Source organism: Kocuria sp. KKT182 (genome assembly GCF_055635395.1).
On the sequence record NZ_CM145757.1, the window covers coordinates 2,855,652 to 2,872,182 of the forward strand.

14 protein-coding genes are annotated in these 16,531 nt (G+C 70.3%); 5 read left to right on the forward strand and 9 right to left on the reverse strand.

The genetic code is table 11. The features are described 5' to 3' along the window. Positions 1-3 precede the first annotated feature (3 nt). The 3 genes from ACZ2G1_RS13390 to ACZ2G1_RS13400 all read right to left on the reverse strand — a co-directional run bounded on the left by ACZ2G1_RS13390 (position 4) and on the right by ACZ2G1_RS13400 (position 2,273). Positions 4-342 carry a heavy-metal-associated domain-containing protein gene (locus ACZ2G1_RS13390; protein ID WP_035962930.1) on the reverse strand — a complete coding sequence of 113 codons (339 nt, stop codon included), beginning with the start codon at positions 340-342 and terminating at the stop codon, positions 4-6. 84 nt (positions 343-426) lie between these two features. After that, on the reverse strand, positions 427-1,569 hold the full coding sequence (locus ACZ2G1_RS13395) for a HAMP domain-containing sensor histidine kinase (RefSeq protein WP_257879612.1): 1,143 nt from the start codon (positions 1,567-1,569) through the stop codon (positions 427-429). Then, positions 1,566-2,273, reverse strand: coding sequence for a response regulator transcription factor (locus ACZ2G1_RS13400; protein WP_101851218.1), 708 nt, complete (start codon positions 2,271-2,273; stop codon positions 1,566-1,568). Before ACZ2G1_RS13400 ends, ACZ2G1_RS13395 begins: the two co-directional genes overlap by 4 nt. A 159-nt stretch (positions 2,274-2,432) precedes the next feature. On the opposite strand from ACZ2G1_RS13400, the gene ACZ2G1_RS13405 reads away from it, so the two are divergent. The 5 genes from ACZ2G1_RS13405 (at position 2,433) to ACZ2G1_RS13425 (ending at position 5,745) form a co-directional block, all read left to right on the forward strand. Further along, positions 2,433-3,296, forward strand: coding sequence for a F510_1955 family glycosylhydrolase (locus ACZ2G1_RS13405; protein ID WP_101851217.1), 864 nt, complete (start codon positions 2,433-2,435; stop codon positions 3,294-3,296). A gap of 99 nt (positions 3,297-3,395) precedes the next feature. Continuing rightward, on the forward strand, positions 3,396-3,653 hold the full coding sequence (locus tag ACZ2G1_RS13410) for a DUF2933 domain-containing protein (protein ID WP_101851216.1): 258 nt from the start codon (positions 3,396-3,398) through the stop codon (positions 3,651-3,653). Beyond that, positions 3,643-4,290, forward strand: coding sequence for a methyltransferase family protein (locus ACZ2G1_RS13415; protein ID WP_101851215.1), 648 nt, complete (start codon positions 3,643-3,645; stop codon positions 4,288-4,290). Before ACZ2G1_RS13410 ends, ACZ2G1_RS13415 begins: the two co-directional genes overlap by 11 nt. Positions 4,291-4,337: 47 nt before the next feature. Beyond that, positions 4,338-5,177 carry a DMT family transporter gene (locus ACZ2G1_RS13420; protein WP_109244624.1) on the forward strand — a complete coding sequence of 280 codons (840 nt, stop codon included), beginning with the start codon at positions 4,338-4,340 and terminating at the stop codon, positions 5,175-5,177. A 130-nt stretch (positions 5,178-5,307) separates the two neighbouring features. Beyond that, on the forward strand, positions 5,308-5,745 hold the full coding sequence (locus ACZ2G1_RS13425) for a hypothetical protein (protein WP_219588389.1): 438 nt from the start codon (positions 5,308-5,310) through the stop codon (positions 5,743-5,745). 217 nt (positions 5,746-5,962) lie between these two features. Here ACZ2G1_RS13425 and ACZ2G1_RS13430 read toward each other — a convergent pair whose 3' ends face one another. From ACZ2G1_RS13430 to ACZ2G1_RS13455, 6 genes are all read right to left on the reverse strand, one after another. Then, positions 5,963-7,309, reverse strand: coding sequence for an ISL3 family transposase (locus ACZ2G1_RS13430; protein ID WP_101851214.1), 1,347 nt, complete (start codon positions 7,307-7,309; stop codon positions 5,963-5,965). A gap of 179 nt (positions 7,310-7,488) precedes the next feature. Next, on the reverse strand, positions 7,489-7,935 hold the full coding sequence (locus tag ACZ2G1_RS13435) for a universal stress protein (protein ID WP_101851213.1): 447 nt from the start codon (positions 7,933-7,935) through the stop codon (positions 7,489-7,491). After that, complete coding sequence (locus tag ACZ2G1_RS13440) at positions 7,932-9,017, reverse strand: type II glyceraldehyde-3-phosphate dehydrogenase (RefSeq protein ID WP_101851212.1); 1,086 nt, start codon at positions 9,015-9,017, stop codon at positions 7,932-7,934. Before ACZ2G1_RS13440 ends, ACZ2G1_RS13435 begins: the two co-directional genes overlap by 4 nt. Before the next feature lie 63 nt (positions 9,018-9,080). Continuing rightward, positions 9,081-10,745, reverse strand: a complete 1,665-nt coding sequence (locus ACZ2G1_RS13445) for an ABC1 kinase family protein (protein ID WP_470376974.1) — start codon at positions 10,743-10,745, stop codon at positions 9,081-9,083. A 4-nt stretch (positions 10,746-10,749) separates the two neighbouring features. After that, positions 10,750-14,073, reverse strand: coding sequence for a beta-phosphoglucomutase family hydrolase (locus ACZ2G1_RS13450; RefSeq protein WP_470376975.1), 3,324 nt, complete (start codon positions 14,071-14,073; stop codon positions 10,750-10,752). Further along, positions 14,016-16,496 carry a phosphoketolase family protein gene (locus ACZ2G1_RS13455; RefSeq protein ID WP_101851210.1) on the reverse strand — a complete coding sequence of 827 codons (2,481 nt, stop codon included), beginning with the start codon at positions 16,494-16,496 and terminating at the stop codon, positions 14,016-14,018. The genes ACZ2G1_RS13450 and ACZ2G1_RS13455 overlap by 58 nt, the downstream gene beginning before the upstream one ends. Positions 16,497-16,531 lie beyond the last annotated feature (35 nt).

The window sequence follows — 16,531 nt, forward strand, 5'->3', positions numbered from 1 at the left end:
CGCTCAGGAAGAGGTGACCGCATATCCGGCACGCGCCACTGCGGCGCGCACGGATTCCTCTGCGACAGGGGTGGTGCTGGTCACGGTAACGGCCGAAGCCTCGCCGGCTACGAGGTCGATCTGCACGTCAAGGACCCCCTCCAACGCCGTGAGGGCCTCGGTGACCCGGCCGGCGCAGTGGCCGCAGGTCATGCCCTCCACCTGGTAGGTCGTGGCGGTGCCGTCCGAGGACGGCGACTGCGCCTCGACGGCAGTCCCCGCTTCCTCAGGGACAGAGGAGGGAGCGCAGCAGGCGCAACCGGTGGCGGCCATCGGCAGGGGGCGGCGGGGCGAGCTGGTCATGGTGGGCTCCTTCGGATCGTGAGGGAACGGGGAACGCCCCTCGCCTCTCAGGTATATACCCTGGGGGGGTATAGTGCAAGGATGTCAGTGAGCCTCCCGAGCGGGAGGCAGATCGGCCAGTTGGGGGGGCGGCAACTGGATGGTGAACACCGCGCCGTGTCCGGGGCCGGGGGAGGCGGCGGTCAGGGTGCCGCCGTGGGCTTCGACCAGTGCTTTGGAGATGGCCAGCCCGATCCCCGAGCCGCCGTGGTCTCGGTCCCGGGCGGTGTCCCCGCGCCAGAAGCGCTCGAACACCTGGGGCAGTTGCTCGGCACTGATGCCCTCACCGGTGTCGCTGATGCAGAGGACCACTTGGCCGGACATCTGGCGGGTGGCACTGACGGTGACCGTCCCACCCGCTGGGGTGTGGCGCAGGGCGTTGGTGAGTAGATTGCCCAGCACCTGCCCCATCCGCTGCCGGTCCACCTCCAGGACCCCGGTCTCATCGTCGACGTCCACGTCGAGGGCCACGCCCTTGGCCGCGTAGGACTCCCGGTGGGCCTCGGCGGCGGTGTGCAGGAGTTCGAGCACGGGCTGTTCTGCGCGGTCCAGGTCGATGCGCCCCTCCTCGGCGCGGGAGACATCGGTGATGTCCTCGACCAGCCGGGTGAGGCGTCCCAGCTGGTCGGTCATGATCTCGCTGGTGGTTTCGTCCCAAGTGGTGACCCCGTCCTGGAGACCTTCGCAGTACACGGTGAGCACCGAGATCGGGGTGCGCATCTCATGGGCCAGGTCCGAGAGCATCCGCCGGCGGGTGCCTTCGGTACTTTGCAGACGAGCCGCCATGATGTTGAACGCGGTGGCCACCCCGTCCACCTCCGCTCCGGCACCCATGGCCGGTACCCGGGTGTCGTAGCGGCCGCGGGACATGCCTTTGGCGGCTTCGGTCAGCTTCCCGAGAGAGCCCTGGATGCGACGGGATAACCAGAGGCTGGCGACCAGGGCGCAGATCAGGGCTGTGGCCAGGGCCACGGCCACGGTGATGAGGTTGGTGTCGCGGTAGGCCTGCTCCACGTGCAGCAACTCCGGGGAGTTCTCCGAATGCCCGGCCATGATCAAATGATTGTGGAAGATCGCCGGGCCCATCAGGGAGGCCACCACGACTGCCGCCGCCAGGGAGGCTGCGACCACCAGCACCTGGACGGTGAAGAACCGGGTAGCCAGGCTCCGCTCGCGCCGGGGACTCACGGTGTCACCATCCGGTAGCCGACCCCACGGACCGTGTCGATGAAGCCGATCGGGTCCTCTCCGAGCTTCCGGCGCAGGTGTCCAATGTGCACGTCCACGATGCGCTCGTCCCCGACCCAGGATGGATCCCAGACGGTGTCGATGAGCTGGCGGCGGGTGAGCGCCTGGTGCGGGCGGGCCGACAGGGCCGCCAGCAGGTCGAACTCGGTGCGGGTCAGGCCCACCGGCCGCCCGTCCACCCGTGCCTGGTGGGCGGGCAGATCCACCACCAGATCCCCGAACTCCCGGGCCGGCTCGACCGGGGCGACCGTGGTGCGGGGCCGGCGCAGCACCGCGGCCACCCGGGCGACGACCTCTCGGACGCTGAAGGGCTTCGTGATGTAGTCGTCGGCCCCGGCCGCCAACCCGGCCAGCTTGTCCTCCTCGTCCCCGCGGGCCGTGAGCATCAATACGTAGCACTCGGAGAAGCCCCGGATCCTGCGGCACACCTCGATGCCGTCCATCCCCGGCAGCCCCAGGTCTAGCACCACCACGTCCGGGCTCCGGTCACGGGCGGCTTCCAGGGCGTCGGGGCCGGTGTGCGCCAGGTCCACCGCATAGCCGGCGCGGGCCAGGTAGGTGGCGACCATCTGCGCCAGGGGTTTCTCGTCGTCGACCACCAGCACGCGCTCCGGGCGGGTGCCGGCATCGGAGCCAGAATTCATGCCTCCAGTGTGTCCCTGACCTGTATGCCGATCCGGCTCAGAGGCCCTTCCTGCGGCAATCTTCGCCAAACCTTCAAGGAAAACGGCGCAGAGCCTCTCTCCAGCCGGTCGAGAATGGTGGGTGGTCCTCGTGATGTGGTTGCGAGGCGGAAAGGACCCATGAACTCCTTGACCCGCAGATCCCTTCTCCTGGGCGGGTTCAGCCTGCTGGGCTCCGGGGCCCTGGTGGCGTGCTCGCCGCAGGCGAACTCCACGGCTCCGACTGCTTCCTCCAGCACCAACAGCGCTGGAACGGCGATCACCCACGTCCACGCCATCACCCGCGACGCAGCCACCGGGGTGATTCTGTTGGCCACCCATGAGGGCCTGTTCCGGTTGGAGAGCCGGCAGTTGACCCAGGTGGGTCCGGTCGTGGACCTGATGGGTTTCACCCTCACCGAGGGCCGCTACCTGGCCTCGGGCCACCCCGGGATGGGGACCGACCTGCCCGAGCCGGTCGGGCTGATCGAATCCACCGACGGCGGTGAGACCTGGGAGGTGCTCTCCCGAGGCGGGGAGTCGGACTTCCACGCCCTGACCGCCAGCCCGAACGCGGTCATCGGCTTCGACGGACAGCTGCGCGCCAGCACCGACGGCCGCACCTGGGACACCCTTGAGATCCCCTCCGCCCCGGCGTCCCTGGCGATCGCCCCGGGCACGGGCACGGTCCTGGCCACCACCGAGAACGGCGTGCTGCGCTCCAGCGACGACGGGACCACCTGGGACACCCTGGACACCCCGCAACTGATGTCGATTGTGGCTTGGGCCGATGAGAAGACCATCGTCGGCGCCGGCATCGACGGGCGCCTGCTTACCAGCGCTGACGCCGGGGACACCTGGGACACCAGCGAGAAGGCGATCGGGGAGATCACCGCCCTGGGAGCGAGCATCAGCGAGGAGGGGACGGTGGAGGCACTGCTGGTGGCCGATTCGGCCGTCCTGCGCACCACCGACGGAGGCAAGACCACCGAAGCGCTGTTGTAACGACACAGGTGAGCCAGCCGGCCCCGTGGGTTCCTCAGTACTCACTGCACCGGTGGTGGACCGGCAGGCTCTTGAGATTGCGACCAGGCAGGAAGTCCAATGAGCGACAGTCCGCACCCATCACCCACCCGTGGCCGTTCCCGCCCGGGCTCCCCGGTTCGTCTCGGCATCCTGGTGGTGGTCCTTGCCATCGTGATTTATTTGCTCACCGCTCACTGGCTGCACGTGGCCGATGCCCTGCCGTATGTGTTCGTGGCCGCCATGTTGGTGATGCACCTGTTCGGTCACGGCGGTCACGGCGGCCATGGTGGCCACGGAGGTGACCTCCAGGAGAGAGGAGCCGGCGATGTCCGGTGAGTACGGGTACGGTCTGTGGTGGCTGGTGATCCTGAATTCCTTGGTGTTCATCGCCTTCGCATTCAGTTTCATCCAGCCCAAGACCAGGCTGGACTGGCGCGCCCTGGGCGGGTTTTCGGCGTTTATCGTCGCGCTGTTCACCGAGATGTACGGCATTCCGCTGACGATCTTCTTGCTCTCGGGCTGGCTGGGCGAGAAGGTGCCCGGTCTGCAGTCCCTGGATCATGGATCGGGGCACCTGTGGCAGGAGCTGTTCGGATGGGAAGGGGATCCGCATCTGAATCCTCTGCACCTGCTCAGCAACCTCGTGATCGGGGCGGGGCTGTACCTGCTCTACCGTGCCTGGCGGGTGCTCTATGCGGCCCAGCACGAAGGGCGTCTGGCGAGCACCGGCCCGTATGCGCGTCTCCGCCACCCGCAGTACGTAGGGTTCTTGGCTGTCATGGTGGGCTTTCTGCTGCAGTGGCCCACGGTGCTGACCCTGCTGATGTTCCCGGTGCTGGTGGTGGTCTACTGGCGCCTGGCGCGCAAGGAGGAGCAGATCCTGGTCCGCCAGTTCGGCACCGCCTACCAGGACTATGCCCGCCGGGTGCCGGGGTTTCTCCCCCGGTTCCGCCGGCAGACGGCCCGCTCCTGAGCAGCACAAGGGTAGCCCCGGACCGAGGGGCGCCCCGGGTGGGGACCATGCTGTGGGTGACGACGGCCTGGGGCCTGTGTTTCGTGGCCATCCGATGGGGTTTGCAGGACGCGCCGGTGCTGTGGTTCGCGGCACTACGTGCTCTGATCGCCGGGGCCGCGTTGTTGCTCGTCGCCGCCGCGCAGCGACGGCCCCTGCGGCCGCGGGGGCCGTCCTGGGGTCTGCTGACGGCGATGGCGGTGGTGAACGTGACCGTGGCCTTCGCCGCGATGTTCGCCGGGACCGCAGGACTGGCCACGGGGGCGGCAGCGGTGCTGTCGAACGCGCAGCCGTTACTGATCCTGCTGCCGGCCTGGTGGTTCTACGGTGAGGCCGTTTCCGTGCGTTCCGCGGCCTCTGTGGTGGTCGGGTTCGCCGGGTTGGTGCTGGTGGGGGTGGCTAGTGGTGGCGGGCAGGGGGCGTGGCTGTCGCTGCTCTCAGCGGTGGCCGTCACCGCCGGAACGCTGATGTCACGGAGGCTGTCCGGAACGGATCTGGTGGTCGCCATCGGCTGGCACTTTGTGATCGGCGGTCTTCTGCTGGTGGCGTTGGCCGCCGCGGTCGAGGGCGCCCCGGCCATCGCCTGGACCCCTCGGTTCGTGCTGGCACTGGGGTTCCTGTCGCTGATCGGGACCGCAGCCGCCTTCCTCGCCTGGTTCCGCCAGACCCAGGTGGCACGCCTGGACCTGCTCAGCGCGTGGACCCTGCTGGTGCCCGTGATCGCCATGGCGGTCTCGGCGGTGCTGCCTGGGGAACGGCCCACCGTGTGGAGCGCGGTGGGGGCGGTGATCGTGCTGGTCTCCCTGGCGCTGGTGACGGTCCCAGGCAGGGTTCGCCCGGGACCATGACCCGTCACGCCCTCGACGCCTGCCCAGGTAGCCACCGGCCCCCGTGGCTCACCGGGCTCCTGCCCATGGACCGCCCGTGACTAGACTCGGCCCGGACGGCACACCGGTTGCAGGGAAGGGCGCGACGGCGATGGACGAGCATCTCTCCCACCACCGGGTCAGCGATCAGGCGGGCACCCCCGGAGAGGCTGCGGCGGTCCGGCCGAGGCGCCTGCGCGCGCTGTGGAACTCCGCCATCGGCGGGATCGGCGTGGCCCTGGGGCTGCTCCCGCACGTGCTGCACCACGTGGGAGTGCTCGCCGGGACGGCGCTGATTGCCGGGTCCGGCGGGACCCTCGTGTTCGGTGTTCTGGGCCTTGCCGCCTCGGTCCCCCTCCTGCTGCGCCTGCGCCGCAGGTTCGACACCTGGTGGGCGCCGGCCGTCGGTCTGGTCGTCTTCGCGGGCCTCTACTCGCTCTCGGCCTTCGTCATCGGCCCGCTGATCAGCGGCAGCGCACCAGGCGGCGTCCCGGGCGGCGAGGACTCCCCGGTCCCCTCCCACGGCCCCGGCCACACCTCCGGTCACTGACCGGAAAGGGGAGCCAGGCCCTTTCTGGCCACAGGGCGCAGCGGGTGTGCCACACCCCAGGGGAGCATTCCTCTCAGTTACGGGAACAGTGCGTGATCCTCCGTGGCCGGCTGACGCTGCGACGTGCTCTTCTCGATGCTGCGCGGCAGCACTGAGCACCACCCCGTCTGAGTCACTGAATCCTTCAGGGATCGGGGCTCTTCGCAGATGAGCGGGGTCAGGGGGTTCTCCAGGGTCGGTGTCCTCCGGCTGCCATGAGGGCTCTGAGCCGATAGTTCTCTGGGTTTCGGAAGCCTCGGGCGACGCGGCGCATGGTCTCGATGACCCCGTTGACGGCCTCCGTGGGGCCGTTCGAGGCGCCATTGGTGTGGAAGTAGGCCAGGATCTCTTCCCTCCAGCGTCGCAGGGTCCTCCCGAGGCGGGCGACCTCGGGGATGGGGCAGGTGTGCAGGCTGTCGATGACCTCCACCGCCAGGGCCCGGCCGGTGGTCGAGGTGGGCTGGTGGTAGACGGCGCGCAGCTTCTGATAGCACTGCCAGGCCACCAGGACCTCGTCGTGCGGGTCGCCAGCGGCCAGGCCGGCCTCGAGGCGGGCGGCCTGGCGTTCGGTGAGGTGCTCCACCCCGCAGGTCAGCGCCCGTCGGATGCGGTACAGCGGATCACCAGCCCTGCCTCGGTGCCCAGTCGTGTTCTGCTGCACCCGCCGGCGGACCTCATCGACCATCTGAGTGCCGAGCTTGACGATGTGGAAGGCGTCCAGGACGACCTGAGTCGCGGGCAGCTGGTCACGGATCGCGTTGGCGTAGCCGCGGAACGGGTCCAGGGTCGCGGTGGTGACCCCGTCCCGGAAGGCCGGCGACTGCCGCGCCAGCCAACCCTGGTAAGCGGCACCCGAGCGGCCCGGGACCAGGTCCAGCAGCCGCGCCCGGGGGCGCCCGTCCTCGTCTGGGGTGTGATCGATGATCCCGGTCACCGCCCGTCGTCCCGGCAGCCCGACGTGGGTCCAGATGTGCTCATCCACGCCCAGGCGCCGCACTCCTTCGAGGCGGGCCGGGTCGGCGATCCTGGCCCGGATCATTGGGGCCACCGCGTTCCACACGGTGTGCCAGGCGACTCCGAGCATCCCGGCCAGAGCAGAGACGGTGATGTCGTGGGAGGCGATCTGGTCGGCGCACCAGGCCACGGCCCGGGTAGTGAGCCTGGCCCGAGGGGCGGCGACCGGGTGGGGCTCGGTGAAGCTGGTCCGGGCGCAGGCCGGCTCCTGGCAACGCCAGCGGCGCTTGCTCCACACCAGGCGCACCGGCACCCCGTGAGCGGGCAGGTCGTGCAGCAGCACACGGTCCCGGTCCTTGGCCCGGGCAGCGATGACCCCGCAGTCGGGGCAGGCGGCCTCGCGGCCGCGCGTTTCCACGCTCAGTGCCCACCCACGGTCGGTGAGTTCGGCGGCACGCACGTGCATGTCGGGCTGGTCGAAGAGAGTGCACGCGGACACGCAACAGGCGTGCCCGCCGATAGGCTGGGTCACAGTCGAGGCCTTCGAAGGATGCGGAGTAGACGCCTTCATCCTGAAGGCCTCGACGCCTACCCACTCAGCTCGACACGGCCCCCACCGCTCCGGCAGAGAACCTCCCGACCCCGCTCATCTGCGAAGAGCCGGGATCGGCCTGATTGCTCGACGAGAACCTGAGAGGCCTCCCACCCCCGGATCCGCAGCTGCGGAAACCACCTGGGCCGGACCCGGCTCTACAGCCGGCCCGGGTGACGGGGTCTGACGACGAGCACGGGGCAGCGGGCGTGGTGGAGGACCTGGTTGGAGACCGAGCCCAGCAGCAGGCCGGTGAAGCCGCCGTAGCCGTGGGATCCCACGACCAGCAGATCGGCCTCGGCGGAAGCCTCCACCAGCACCGCGGCGGCCTGGCCCTGGACCACCTCGCCAGTGATGTCCTCCTGCTCGGCGTGCACGCTGCGCATCGCGTCGTCCTGGAGGAACCGGGCCCTGGCTTCGTACCTGGTCAGGTCCCAGTCCGGCTCGTCGTCGCCGGCCACCATGGACGGATGCTGCCAGGCAGTCACCACATGGACCTGGCCCTGGCGCAACCGGGCCTCGGTGACCGCCCACTCCAGAGCCCTCAGGGACTCGGGCGATCCGTCCACCCCGACCACGACGCGGAAGGTCTCCGCGGCGTTCACGACCGTGCCCCCGCCGCGGGGTGGGGCCGGCCCGGGTGCGGGGCGGGCGCGAGGAAGTCCGCGCGCACCCCCAGGGCGGCGTCGGTGCGGCTCATGGATTCGGCCCCGTCCGTGACGGTGCCGGCCAGGGCCCGGATCGCGTCGATGTTCTCCGGGACGACCACCGCCTGGTTGTCGACGGTGTAGGTGCAGAACAGCTCGTCGCCCTGCACCGTGAGGATGTCGGCCCACACGGCGACCTCGTACATGTCCCCGCGGGGCCGGCCGAGGTCCCGCATCAGCTCGATGGTGCTGTTGGGCGCCACGATCCCCTCGCCGCTGCGGACCAGCGCGACCCGCGGCATGGCGCCCAGCGCCTCGAGGACCTCTTGCTGGGTGGCGGGGCGGGTGAGGTCGATGGCCCAGTAGTGCAGGTGGTTCTGGGTGTGGGAGCCCTTCGCGGCCATGGTCACCACGTCGAGGTCCGGCACGACCGTCCGGGCGTCGGGCCCTTGGTGGCTGGGGATGGCCGTTTCCGGGACGACGGTGTTCATGATCCCGGAGTGATCGGACTCCCACGGGTCGGTGGCCCGGCGGATGAGCACCCCGCGCGCCCTGGCCAGCAGTCCCGCGCCCTGCAGCGCGGTCAGGGTGCGGACCGTGGCGGTGGTGTTGCAGGAGACCACCCGGGTGGTGTCCCGGCCCAGGGCGGTGGCGTAGTTGGCGTGGGCGACGAAGGAGTGGCCGGTGAGGGCGTGCTTCTCCCCGCCCTGGAAGACGGCTCTGACCCCGTGGGCGCGGTAGTGCTCGAGGTTGGTGGCCCCGCTCCTGGCCGGGGTGCAGTCCACGATCACGTCCACGGCCCCGAGCAGCTGGTGCAGCTCTCCTGCCACGGGCAACTGCGCCGAGCGCATCGCCGCTGCCCCTGCGGCGGTGGAGGCGTGGACGGGGATGCCGCGGGAGACCGCGGTGGCGATGCGGTAGTCGGAGACCACGTCGCTGATCCCGACCAGTTCCATGTCGTGTTGGGCGGTGACCGCATCGGCGACGCGTTTGCCGATCACCCCGTAGCCGTTGACGCCCACCCGGATCTTCTGGGTCATTTTCGTTCCTTTCCTAACAGGGACTACCGGCGGTCGGTGGTGTGGATCGGTGCTGGCCAGTGCTCAGGGCCGGCGTCGTCGTTGCCGGTGCGCCGACCACGCCAGATAGGCGCCCAGGGAACCGGTCGCGCCCAGGCCCGTGCTGAGCACCGGCAGCTGCCAGGACCGGCGCCGCACCGGGTCGGAGGCGGCCAGATCACCGAGGCCACGCACGAACGCGGCCGCCAGGATCGCCAGCCCCAACCGGTGGCCTGCCGATTCCAGGCGGTCCACGAGAGGGTCCAGTTCTGCGGTGCGCAGGTGCAACTCGGGGCCCCCGGCCTCGAGCATGGCCTGGACGCGGCGCAGCTGCTCGGGCAGCTCAGCGGTGAGATCCAGGACATCGGTCCCTGCCTGGGACAGGCGTCCGGCGATGGCGGAGGGGGAGTAGCGCTCCAGCAGCAGACCGTGGGCGTAGGGCCGCAGGACCTCACCGAGCTGGAACTGGGGGTCCAGCATCGTCCCCACACCCTCGGCCATCAACAGCATCTTCAGCAACAAGGAGAACTCCCGCGGCAACTGCAGATGATGGCGGCGCAGGACCGCGTGAACTTCCTTGATGAGGCCCCCGATCGGGATCTCGCCCAAGGGGCGCCCCGAGTAGAGGGCCACGACAGGGGCCAGGTCCCCGGCCAGGGCGGGGATGTTCACCGGGTGCCGGGAGGTGGTCAGCTGGGCCAGGGCGGTGGCGATCCGCCGCGGGTTCTGGCGCACCAGGGCCAGCAACAGGGCCCCGAGACGTGCCCGCAGGTGCTCGTCGATGTCCCCGACCATGCCGAAATCGATCAGGGCGATGCGCCCGCCGGGTTCCACGAAGAGGTTGCCCGGATGCGGGTCGGCGTGGAAGAAGCCGTCCCGGAACACCATCTGGGCCACCGCACCGGCCGCCCGGCTCGCCAGGGCTGCCCGGTCGATCCCGGCGGCCTCGAGCCCGGCCAGGTCACTGATCTTCAGCCCGTGCATCCGCTCCAGGGTCAGCACCCGGGAGGTGGTGGTCTCCCAGAAGACCCGGGGGATGCGGATGTCGTCGTTGCCGGCGAAGTTCGCCGCGAAACGTTCGGCGTTGCGCCCTTCGGCGAGGTAGTCCAGTTCCGCCCGCAGCGTGGTGGCGAACTCCTCGGCGATGCCGGTCACGTCGTAGTCGGCGGCGGCCTCCCAATAGCGGCTGGCCCGTGCGGCCATGTTCTGCAGGATCTCCAGGTCTTCTTGGACCTGGGCGGCGACCTCGGGCCGACGCACCTTGACCACCACCTCGGTGCCGTCGGCCAGGCGGGCCGCATGGGCCTGTCCCAGCGACGCACTGGCCAGAGGGGTCTCCTCGAAGGCGGCGAACACCTCCGAAGGGGCGTGGCCGAGCTCGCCCGCGATCAGCTCCGTGATGACCGGCCCGGGCACCGGTGGGGCGGAGTCCTGCAACCGGGACAGCTGCTCCCGGTACGGTTCGGGCAGCAGATCCGCCCGGGTCGAGAGCACCTGCCCGAACTTGACGAACACCGGTCCCAGTTGCTCCAGGGCCAGACGCAGGTGCTCGGGATTGGTGTAGGGCTCCTCGCGCTGTTCGTGGCCCAGCAGCCCGTGCTCCACCGGCAGCCACCGGTGCAGCCCGGCCGCCCCGATCCCGAAGCCCAGTCCGTGACGAGCCAGGACCTCGGTGATCTGACGGAACCGCTCGGCGTGGTGGTCGGTCATGGCCTCAGCTCCCCACGGTGGAGGCAGCGCGGCCTTGCGCGCTGGGGGGCGGGGGGCCCACCGCGGTGAGCGGCACCTTCCAGACCTGGCCGGGGCTCAGGGTTCTCTCCAGGCCCTCGGCACACACCCGGATGGGTGCGGCCGAGCAGGGATGAAGGCGCATCGCCATGGTGTGCCGGGTGAGGCTGACGCTGATCGGCTGGCCCCGGTACCGGAGCTGGAAAGAGGCCGCGGCCATCTCCTCGGGCAGCACCGGGTGCAACCACAGGGCCTCGGCCCGGGTCTCCACGCCCCCGTAGCAGCGCATCACCATGTCGGCGGTTCCGGCCATCGCCCCGAGGTGGATCCCTTCGCGGGTGGTCCCGCCCTGGGTGTCGTCGAGGTCGGCCCGCAGGGCGTGGTCGAACAGGGTCCAGGACCGGGCCCGATCGGTGCGGGCCAGCACCCAGCCATGGGCCAGCCGGCTGAGGGTGGAGCCGTGGCTGGTGCGGGCCAGGTAGTAGTGGACCGTGCGGGGAATGAGGTCCGGGGGCAGGGCGTAGCCCAGGCGGGCGAAAAGTCCGCGCAGTTCCTCGGCGGAGAACAGGTAGAAGAGCATCAGCACGTCGGCCTGTTTGGAGAGCTTGTAGCGGTTGGTGGAGTCACCCTCGGCCTGGAGGATGAGATCCAGCCGGCCGATGTTGCCGTAGCGGGCGCGGTAGGCCTGCCAGTCGAACTCCTCCAGGTCCTCGTAGCCCTCGAACTGGCTGATGATGCCGTCCGCGTGCCAGGGCACGCGCAGCCGTCGGCTGATCCGGTCCCAGCGCGCGGTCTCCTCGTGGGCCAGGTGCAACCGGCGCCACAGCGGGTCGCAGTCGTGGCCGGCCAGCAGCTCGACGGTTTCTCCGGCGCGGGCCAGGACCCAGGCGGCCAGGACGTTGGTGTAGGTGTTGTTGCGCACTCCCTGGCCGGGGGCGTGGGGGTAGCCGTCGTGGTACTCGTCCGGGCCCATCACCGCGGTGATGTCGAAGCGGTCCTCGACAGGGTCGTGGACGGCCAGGCTGCTGAACAGCCGGGCCACCTCGATGATCAGCTCCGCGCCGTAGTCGGTGAGGAAGCCGATGTCGGCGGTGGCCTGGTAGTACTGCCACACGCTGTAGGCCACGGCCAGCCCGACGTGGCGTTGACGGTGGGAGTTGTCGGGCATCCACTGCCCGTTGCGGACGTTGAACAGCGTTCTCGGCGTCTCCTCCCGCCCGTCGCTGCCGGACTGCCACGGGAACAGCGCCCCTGCCAGTCCTGCTTCCCGGGCCGCAGTCCGGGCCGCCCCGAGGCGTCGATGACGGTAGCGCAGGAAGGACCGGGTCAGCTCCGGCCGGCGCAGGGTGAGCATGGGGTAGACGAAGATCTCGTCCCAGAAGATGTGGCCGCGATATCCCTCCCCGTGCAGGCCGCGGGCGGGCAGTCCGGCGTCCAGGTCCAGGCCCGCTGCCGCGGCCGTTTGCAGCACATGGAAGATGTGCAGGTTCAGCGCCAGCTCCTGGGCGGGGCCGGCCTCCAGGCTGATGCCGAAGCGGTCCCACAGCTCCGCCCAGGCCTTCTCCTGGTCCCCCAGCAACAGAGCGAACCCGGGGGTCTCACCGATCTTCGAGGTCACGTCCAGGGCGGGGGTGGAGATTGCCCGGTCCCGGGAGGTCGCCACCGCCGCGGTCTTCTCCAGGGTCACCGGCTGCCCGGGACGCAGCACCAAGGTGATCTCGTGCCCCAGCCTGTGGCCGGGAACCAGGCGCCGGCCGGTCTGAGCGGAGCCGGGGGCGACCCGGGTGCGGGCGGCGGTGGCCACGGTGATGCCGGACTGGGTCGTGGCCGCTACGTAGAGCACCGTTTCCGCATCCAACTCCCGGGACTCCACCGGAGCCCAGTGTTCGCCGGCCAACTGACGATCAGCGATCACGTTGCGGTTGGACACCGCGGCGTTGACGGCGGATTCGACGATCAGCTCCCCGGACCAGTCCTCGGCCTCCACGGTGACCTCCAGGGCGGCCAGGTGCGGGTCGGCCAGGCTGTGCAGCTGCCGGGAGGTGACCCGGGTGGTGCGCCCGGTCGCGTCACGGTAGCGGTTGGTGCGGGTCAGCACCCCGTGGCGCAGATCCAGGAGCTGGTGGTGAGCGATCATCTCCGGGCACCCCGGGTGCAGCAGGGGCCCCTGCGCCGGGCGCACGCTCAGGTACGTCCAGTCGGGGGCGTTGACCAGGTGCTCTGTCTCGAACGGGTGCCCGGCCAGATCGGTGGTGCGGCGGTTGTAGATACCGGCGAAATAGGTCCCGGGGTAATGGGTCCCGTCGGCGGTGCTGCCCGGCACCGCCCCGCGGGTGGCCCAGTACCCGTTGCCCAGGGTGCACAGGGCTTCGCGGGTGCCTTCCTGCGTCGGGTCGAACCGGTCATAGACCAGCCGCCACCCGTCGGTCGTGGCGGTGACCGCCCCACCGCACCACGACCCTCGGTGCTCCACCGGCGCGGCGTCCTCGCTCAGGGGTACCAGCGGCACCGCCCGAAGGTCCTCCACCACGAGATGGGCACCAGCTGCCGCCAGCTCGTGGGCGGCCCCGGTGCGGTCGACCCCTATGACCTGGCCGAATCCTCCGGCGGTGGCTGCTGCGACCCCGGCGGTGGAGTCTTCGATCACCACGGCCTGGGCCGGTGGGACCTCCAGGCGGCGTGCCGCTTCCAGGAAGACGGCCGGGTCCGGTTTGCCCGGCATCCCCAGCCGCTGCGCGTCGGTGCCGTCCACGCGCACGGTGAACAGGTGCCCCACCCCGGCCGCCGCCAGCACCGCGGCACTGTTGCTGCTGGAGGTCACCAGGGCCGTGGGCACCCCCCGGGCCACCAGCGCGCCCAACAGCACCAGGGCGTCGGGGAACGCCCGCACCCCCTGCCGGGTCAGCTCCGCGGCGAAAAGCTCCTGCTTGCGGGCGGCCAGCCCGTGGACGGTGAGCAGCTGCGCACCGTCACCGGGCCCGCCCTCGGGCACACTGATCCCGCGGGAGGCCAAGAAGGTGCGCACCCCCTCGGGTCGGGGGCGCCCGTCCAGGTAGGCCCGGTAGTCCGTCTGCGCGTCGAAGGGCGCCTGCCCAGTGCCGCCCAGCTCGGGGAGGACCTCGTCGAAAACGGCTTTCCACCCCCGGGCGTGCATCCCGGCGGTGTCCGTGAGGACCCCGTCCATGTCGAAGACGACCGCACGATACCCCTCATCCGTGCGGGCCGGGCCCGGAAGCAGGTGTTCCAGGTACATCAGCAGCACCCCTGTCCGCGCGGGGCGCTGCTGGTGGGGGCGGAGGGCCAGCGCCAACCGCTGATCTTCGGGTCGTCCTCCCCATGGGCCCGGGTGTAGGCCCGGGCCCGTACCCGTTCCTCGACCATGCGCTGCCGCAACGGGGCGGCGGCCTCGGCCAGACCGGGCACCCGGTCGATGACGTCGATGACCAGGTGGAACCGGTCGAGGTCGTTGAGCATGACCACGTCGAAGGGGGTGGTCGTCGTGCCCTCCTCCTGGAAGCCGCGCACATGGAAGTTGCCGTGGTTGGTCCGGCGGTAGGTCAGCCGGTGGATCAGCGACGGGTAGCCGTGGTAGGCGAAGATCACCGGACGGCTGGTGGTGAAGATCGCGTCGAACTCCGCCTCCGGCAGCCCGTGCGGGTGCTGGCTGGCTGGTTGCAGGCGCATCAGATCCACCACGTTGACCACGCGCACCACCAGCTGCGGCAGGTGCTGGCGCAACAGGTCCACGGCCGCGAGGGTCTCCAGGGCCGGCACGTCCCCGGCGCAGGCCAGCACCACATCGGGCAGCACCGGCCCACCGCGTGTCCCGGAGTGGGCCGGTGAGGCGGCATCGGGAGCGGTCGCGGGTTCGTTGCCGGCCCATTCCCAGATGCCCACACCGCGGCGGCAGTGCAATGCCGCCTCCTCCATGGACAGGTAGGACAGGGCGGGTTGCTTGCCGGCGACGATGAGATTGATGTAGTCGCGGCTGCGCAGGCAGTGCTCGGCCACCGACAGCAGCGTGTTGGCGTCCGGGGGCAGGTAGACGCGCACGATCTCGGCTTTCTTGTTGACCAGGTGGTCGATGAAGCCGGGGTCCTGGTGGGAGAACCCGTTGTGGTCCTGACGCCACACGTGAGAGGTCAGCAGGTAGTTCAGCGAGGCGATCGGTCGGCGCCAGGGGATCTCCCCGGCGACCTTCAACCACTTGGCGTGCTGGTTCACCATGGAGTCCACGATGTGGATGAACGCCTCGTAGCAGGAGAACAGCCCGTGCCGGCCGGTGAGCAGGTATCCCTCCAGCCAGCCCTGGCACAGGTGCTCGGAGAGCACCTCCATCACCCTCCCGGAGCGGCCCAGGCCCTCGTCGGTGGGCAGCATCTGCGCCTCCCACACCCGGTCGGTGACCTCGAAGACCGCGCTGAGCCGGTTGCTGGCCGTCTCGTCGGGGCCCATCAGCCGGAAGGTGCGCGGATTGTCCCGGATCACGTCGCGCACCCAGGTGCCCAGCACCCGGGTGGCCTCGTGAACCGTGGCTCCGGGGGACTCCACGGGCACGGCGTAGTCGCGGACATCGGGCAACCGCAAGGGTTCCAGCACGGCGCCACCGTTGGTCACCGGGTTCGCGCTCATCCGGCGGGTGCCCTCCGGGGCCAGCTGGGCCAGCTCGGGGACCAGCGCCCCGGCGGCGTCGAAGAGCTCCTCGGGGCGGTAGGAGCGCAACCACTGCTCCAGCTGGCGCAGATGCTGGGGATTGTCCCGCAGACCGGACAGGGGCACCTGGTGGGAACGCCAGGTGTTCTCGGTAGGCACCCCGTCCACCTCCGCGGGCCCGGTCCACCCCTTAGGGGTGCGCAGCACGATCACCGGCCACCGCGGGAACTCCGGGGCGGTGCCCTCCCGGGCCTGACTCTGGATGCGACGGATGTCCTCGAGCACCTCCTCCAGCACGGCCGCGAACCGTTGGTGCACCTGGGCCGGGTCGCTCCCGCTGACCAGATACGGTTCGTGCCCGTATCCGCGCAACAGGCTCATCAGGTCCTGCTCGGGAATCCGGGCCAGCACGGTCGGGTTGGCGATCTTGTAGCCGTTCAGGTGCAGGATCGGCAGCACGGCTCCGTCGTGGACGGGGTCCAGGAACTTGTTGGAGTGCCAACTGGCCGCCAGCGGCCCGGTCTCGGCTTCCCCGTCCCCGATGACGCAGGCCACCAGCAGGCCCGGGTTGTCGAAGGCCGCCCCATAGGCGTGCATCAACGAATACCCCAGCTCCCCGCCTTCGTGGATGGACCCGGGGGTCTCCGGGGCCACGTGGCTGGGGATCCCCCCGGGGAAGGAGAACTGCCGGAACAGGCGCCGCAACCCCTCGGTGTCCCGGCCGATCCCCGGGTAGACCTCGCTGTAGGTCCCCTCCAGATACGCGCAGGCCACCAGCCCCGGGCCCCCGTGGCCGGGTCCGGTCACATACATCGCCTCCAACTCCCGGGCCTTGATCACCCGGTTCAGGTGCGCGTAGATCAGGTTCAGCCCCGGGGTGGTCCCCCAGTGCCCCAGCAGGCGGGGCTTGAGGTGCTCCACGGACAACGGCTCCCGCAGCAGCGGGTTGTCTAGGAGGTAGATCTGCCCCACCGACAGGTAGTTCGCCGCCCGCCACCACGCATCCAGCCGGGACAGTTCGGTCTCGCTCAACGGCTGTGGGCCCACGAGGGCGGGTGCCGTGGTTTCGGGAGTGGTCATCGGGCTCTTCCTCTTCTTCGGCGAGAACGGGTCAG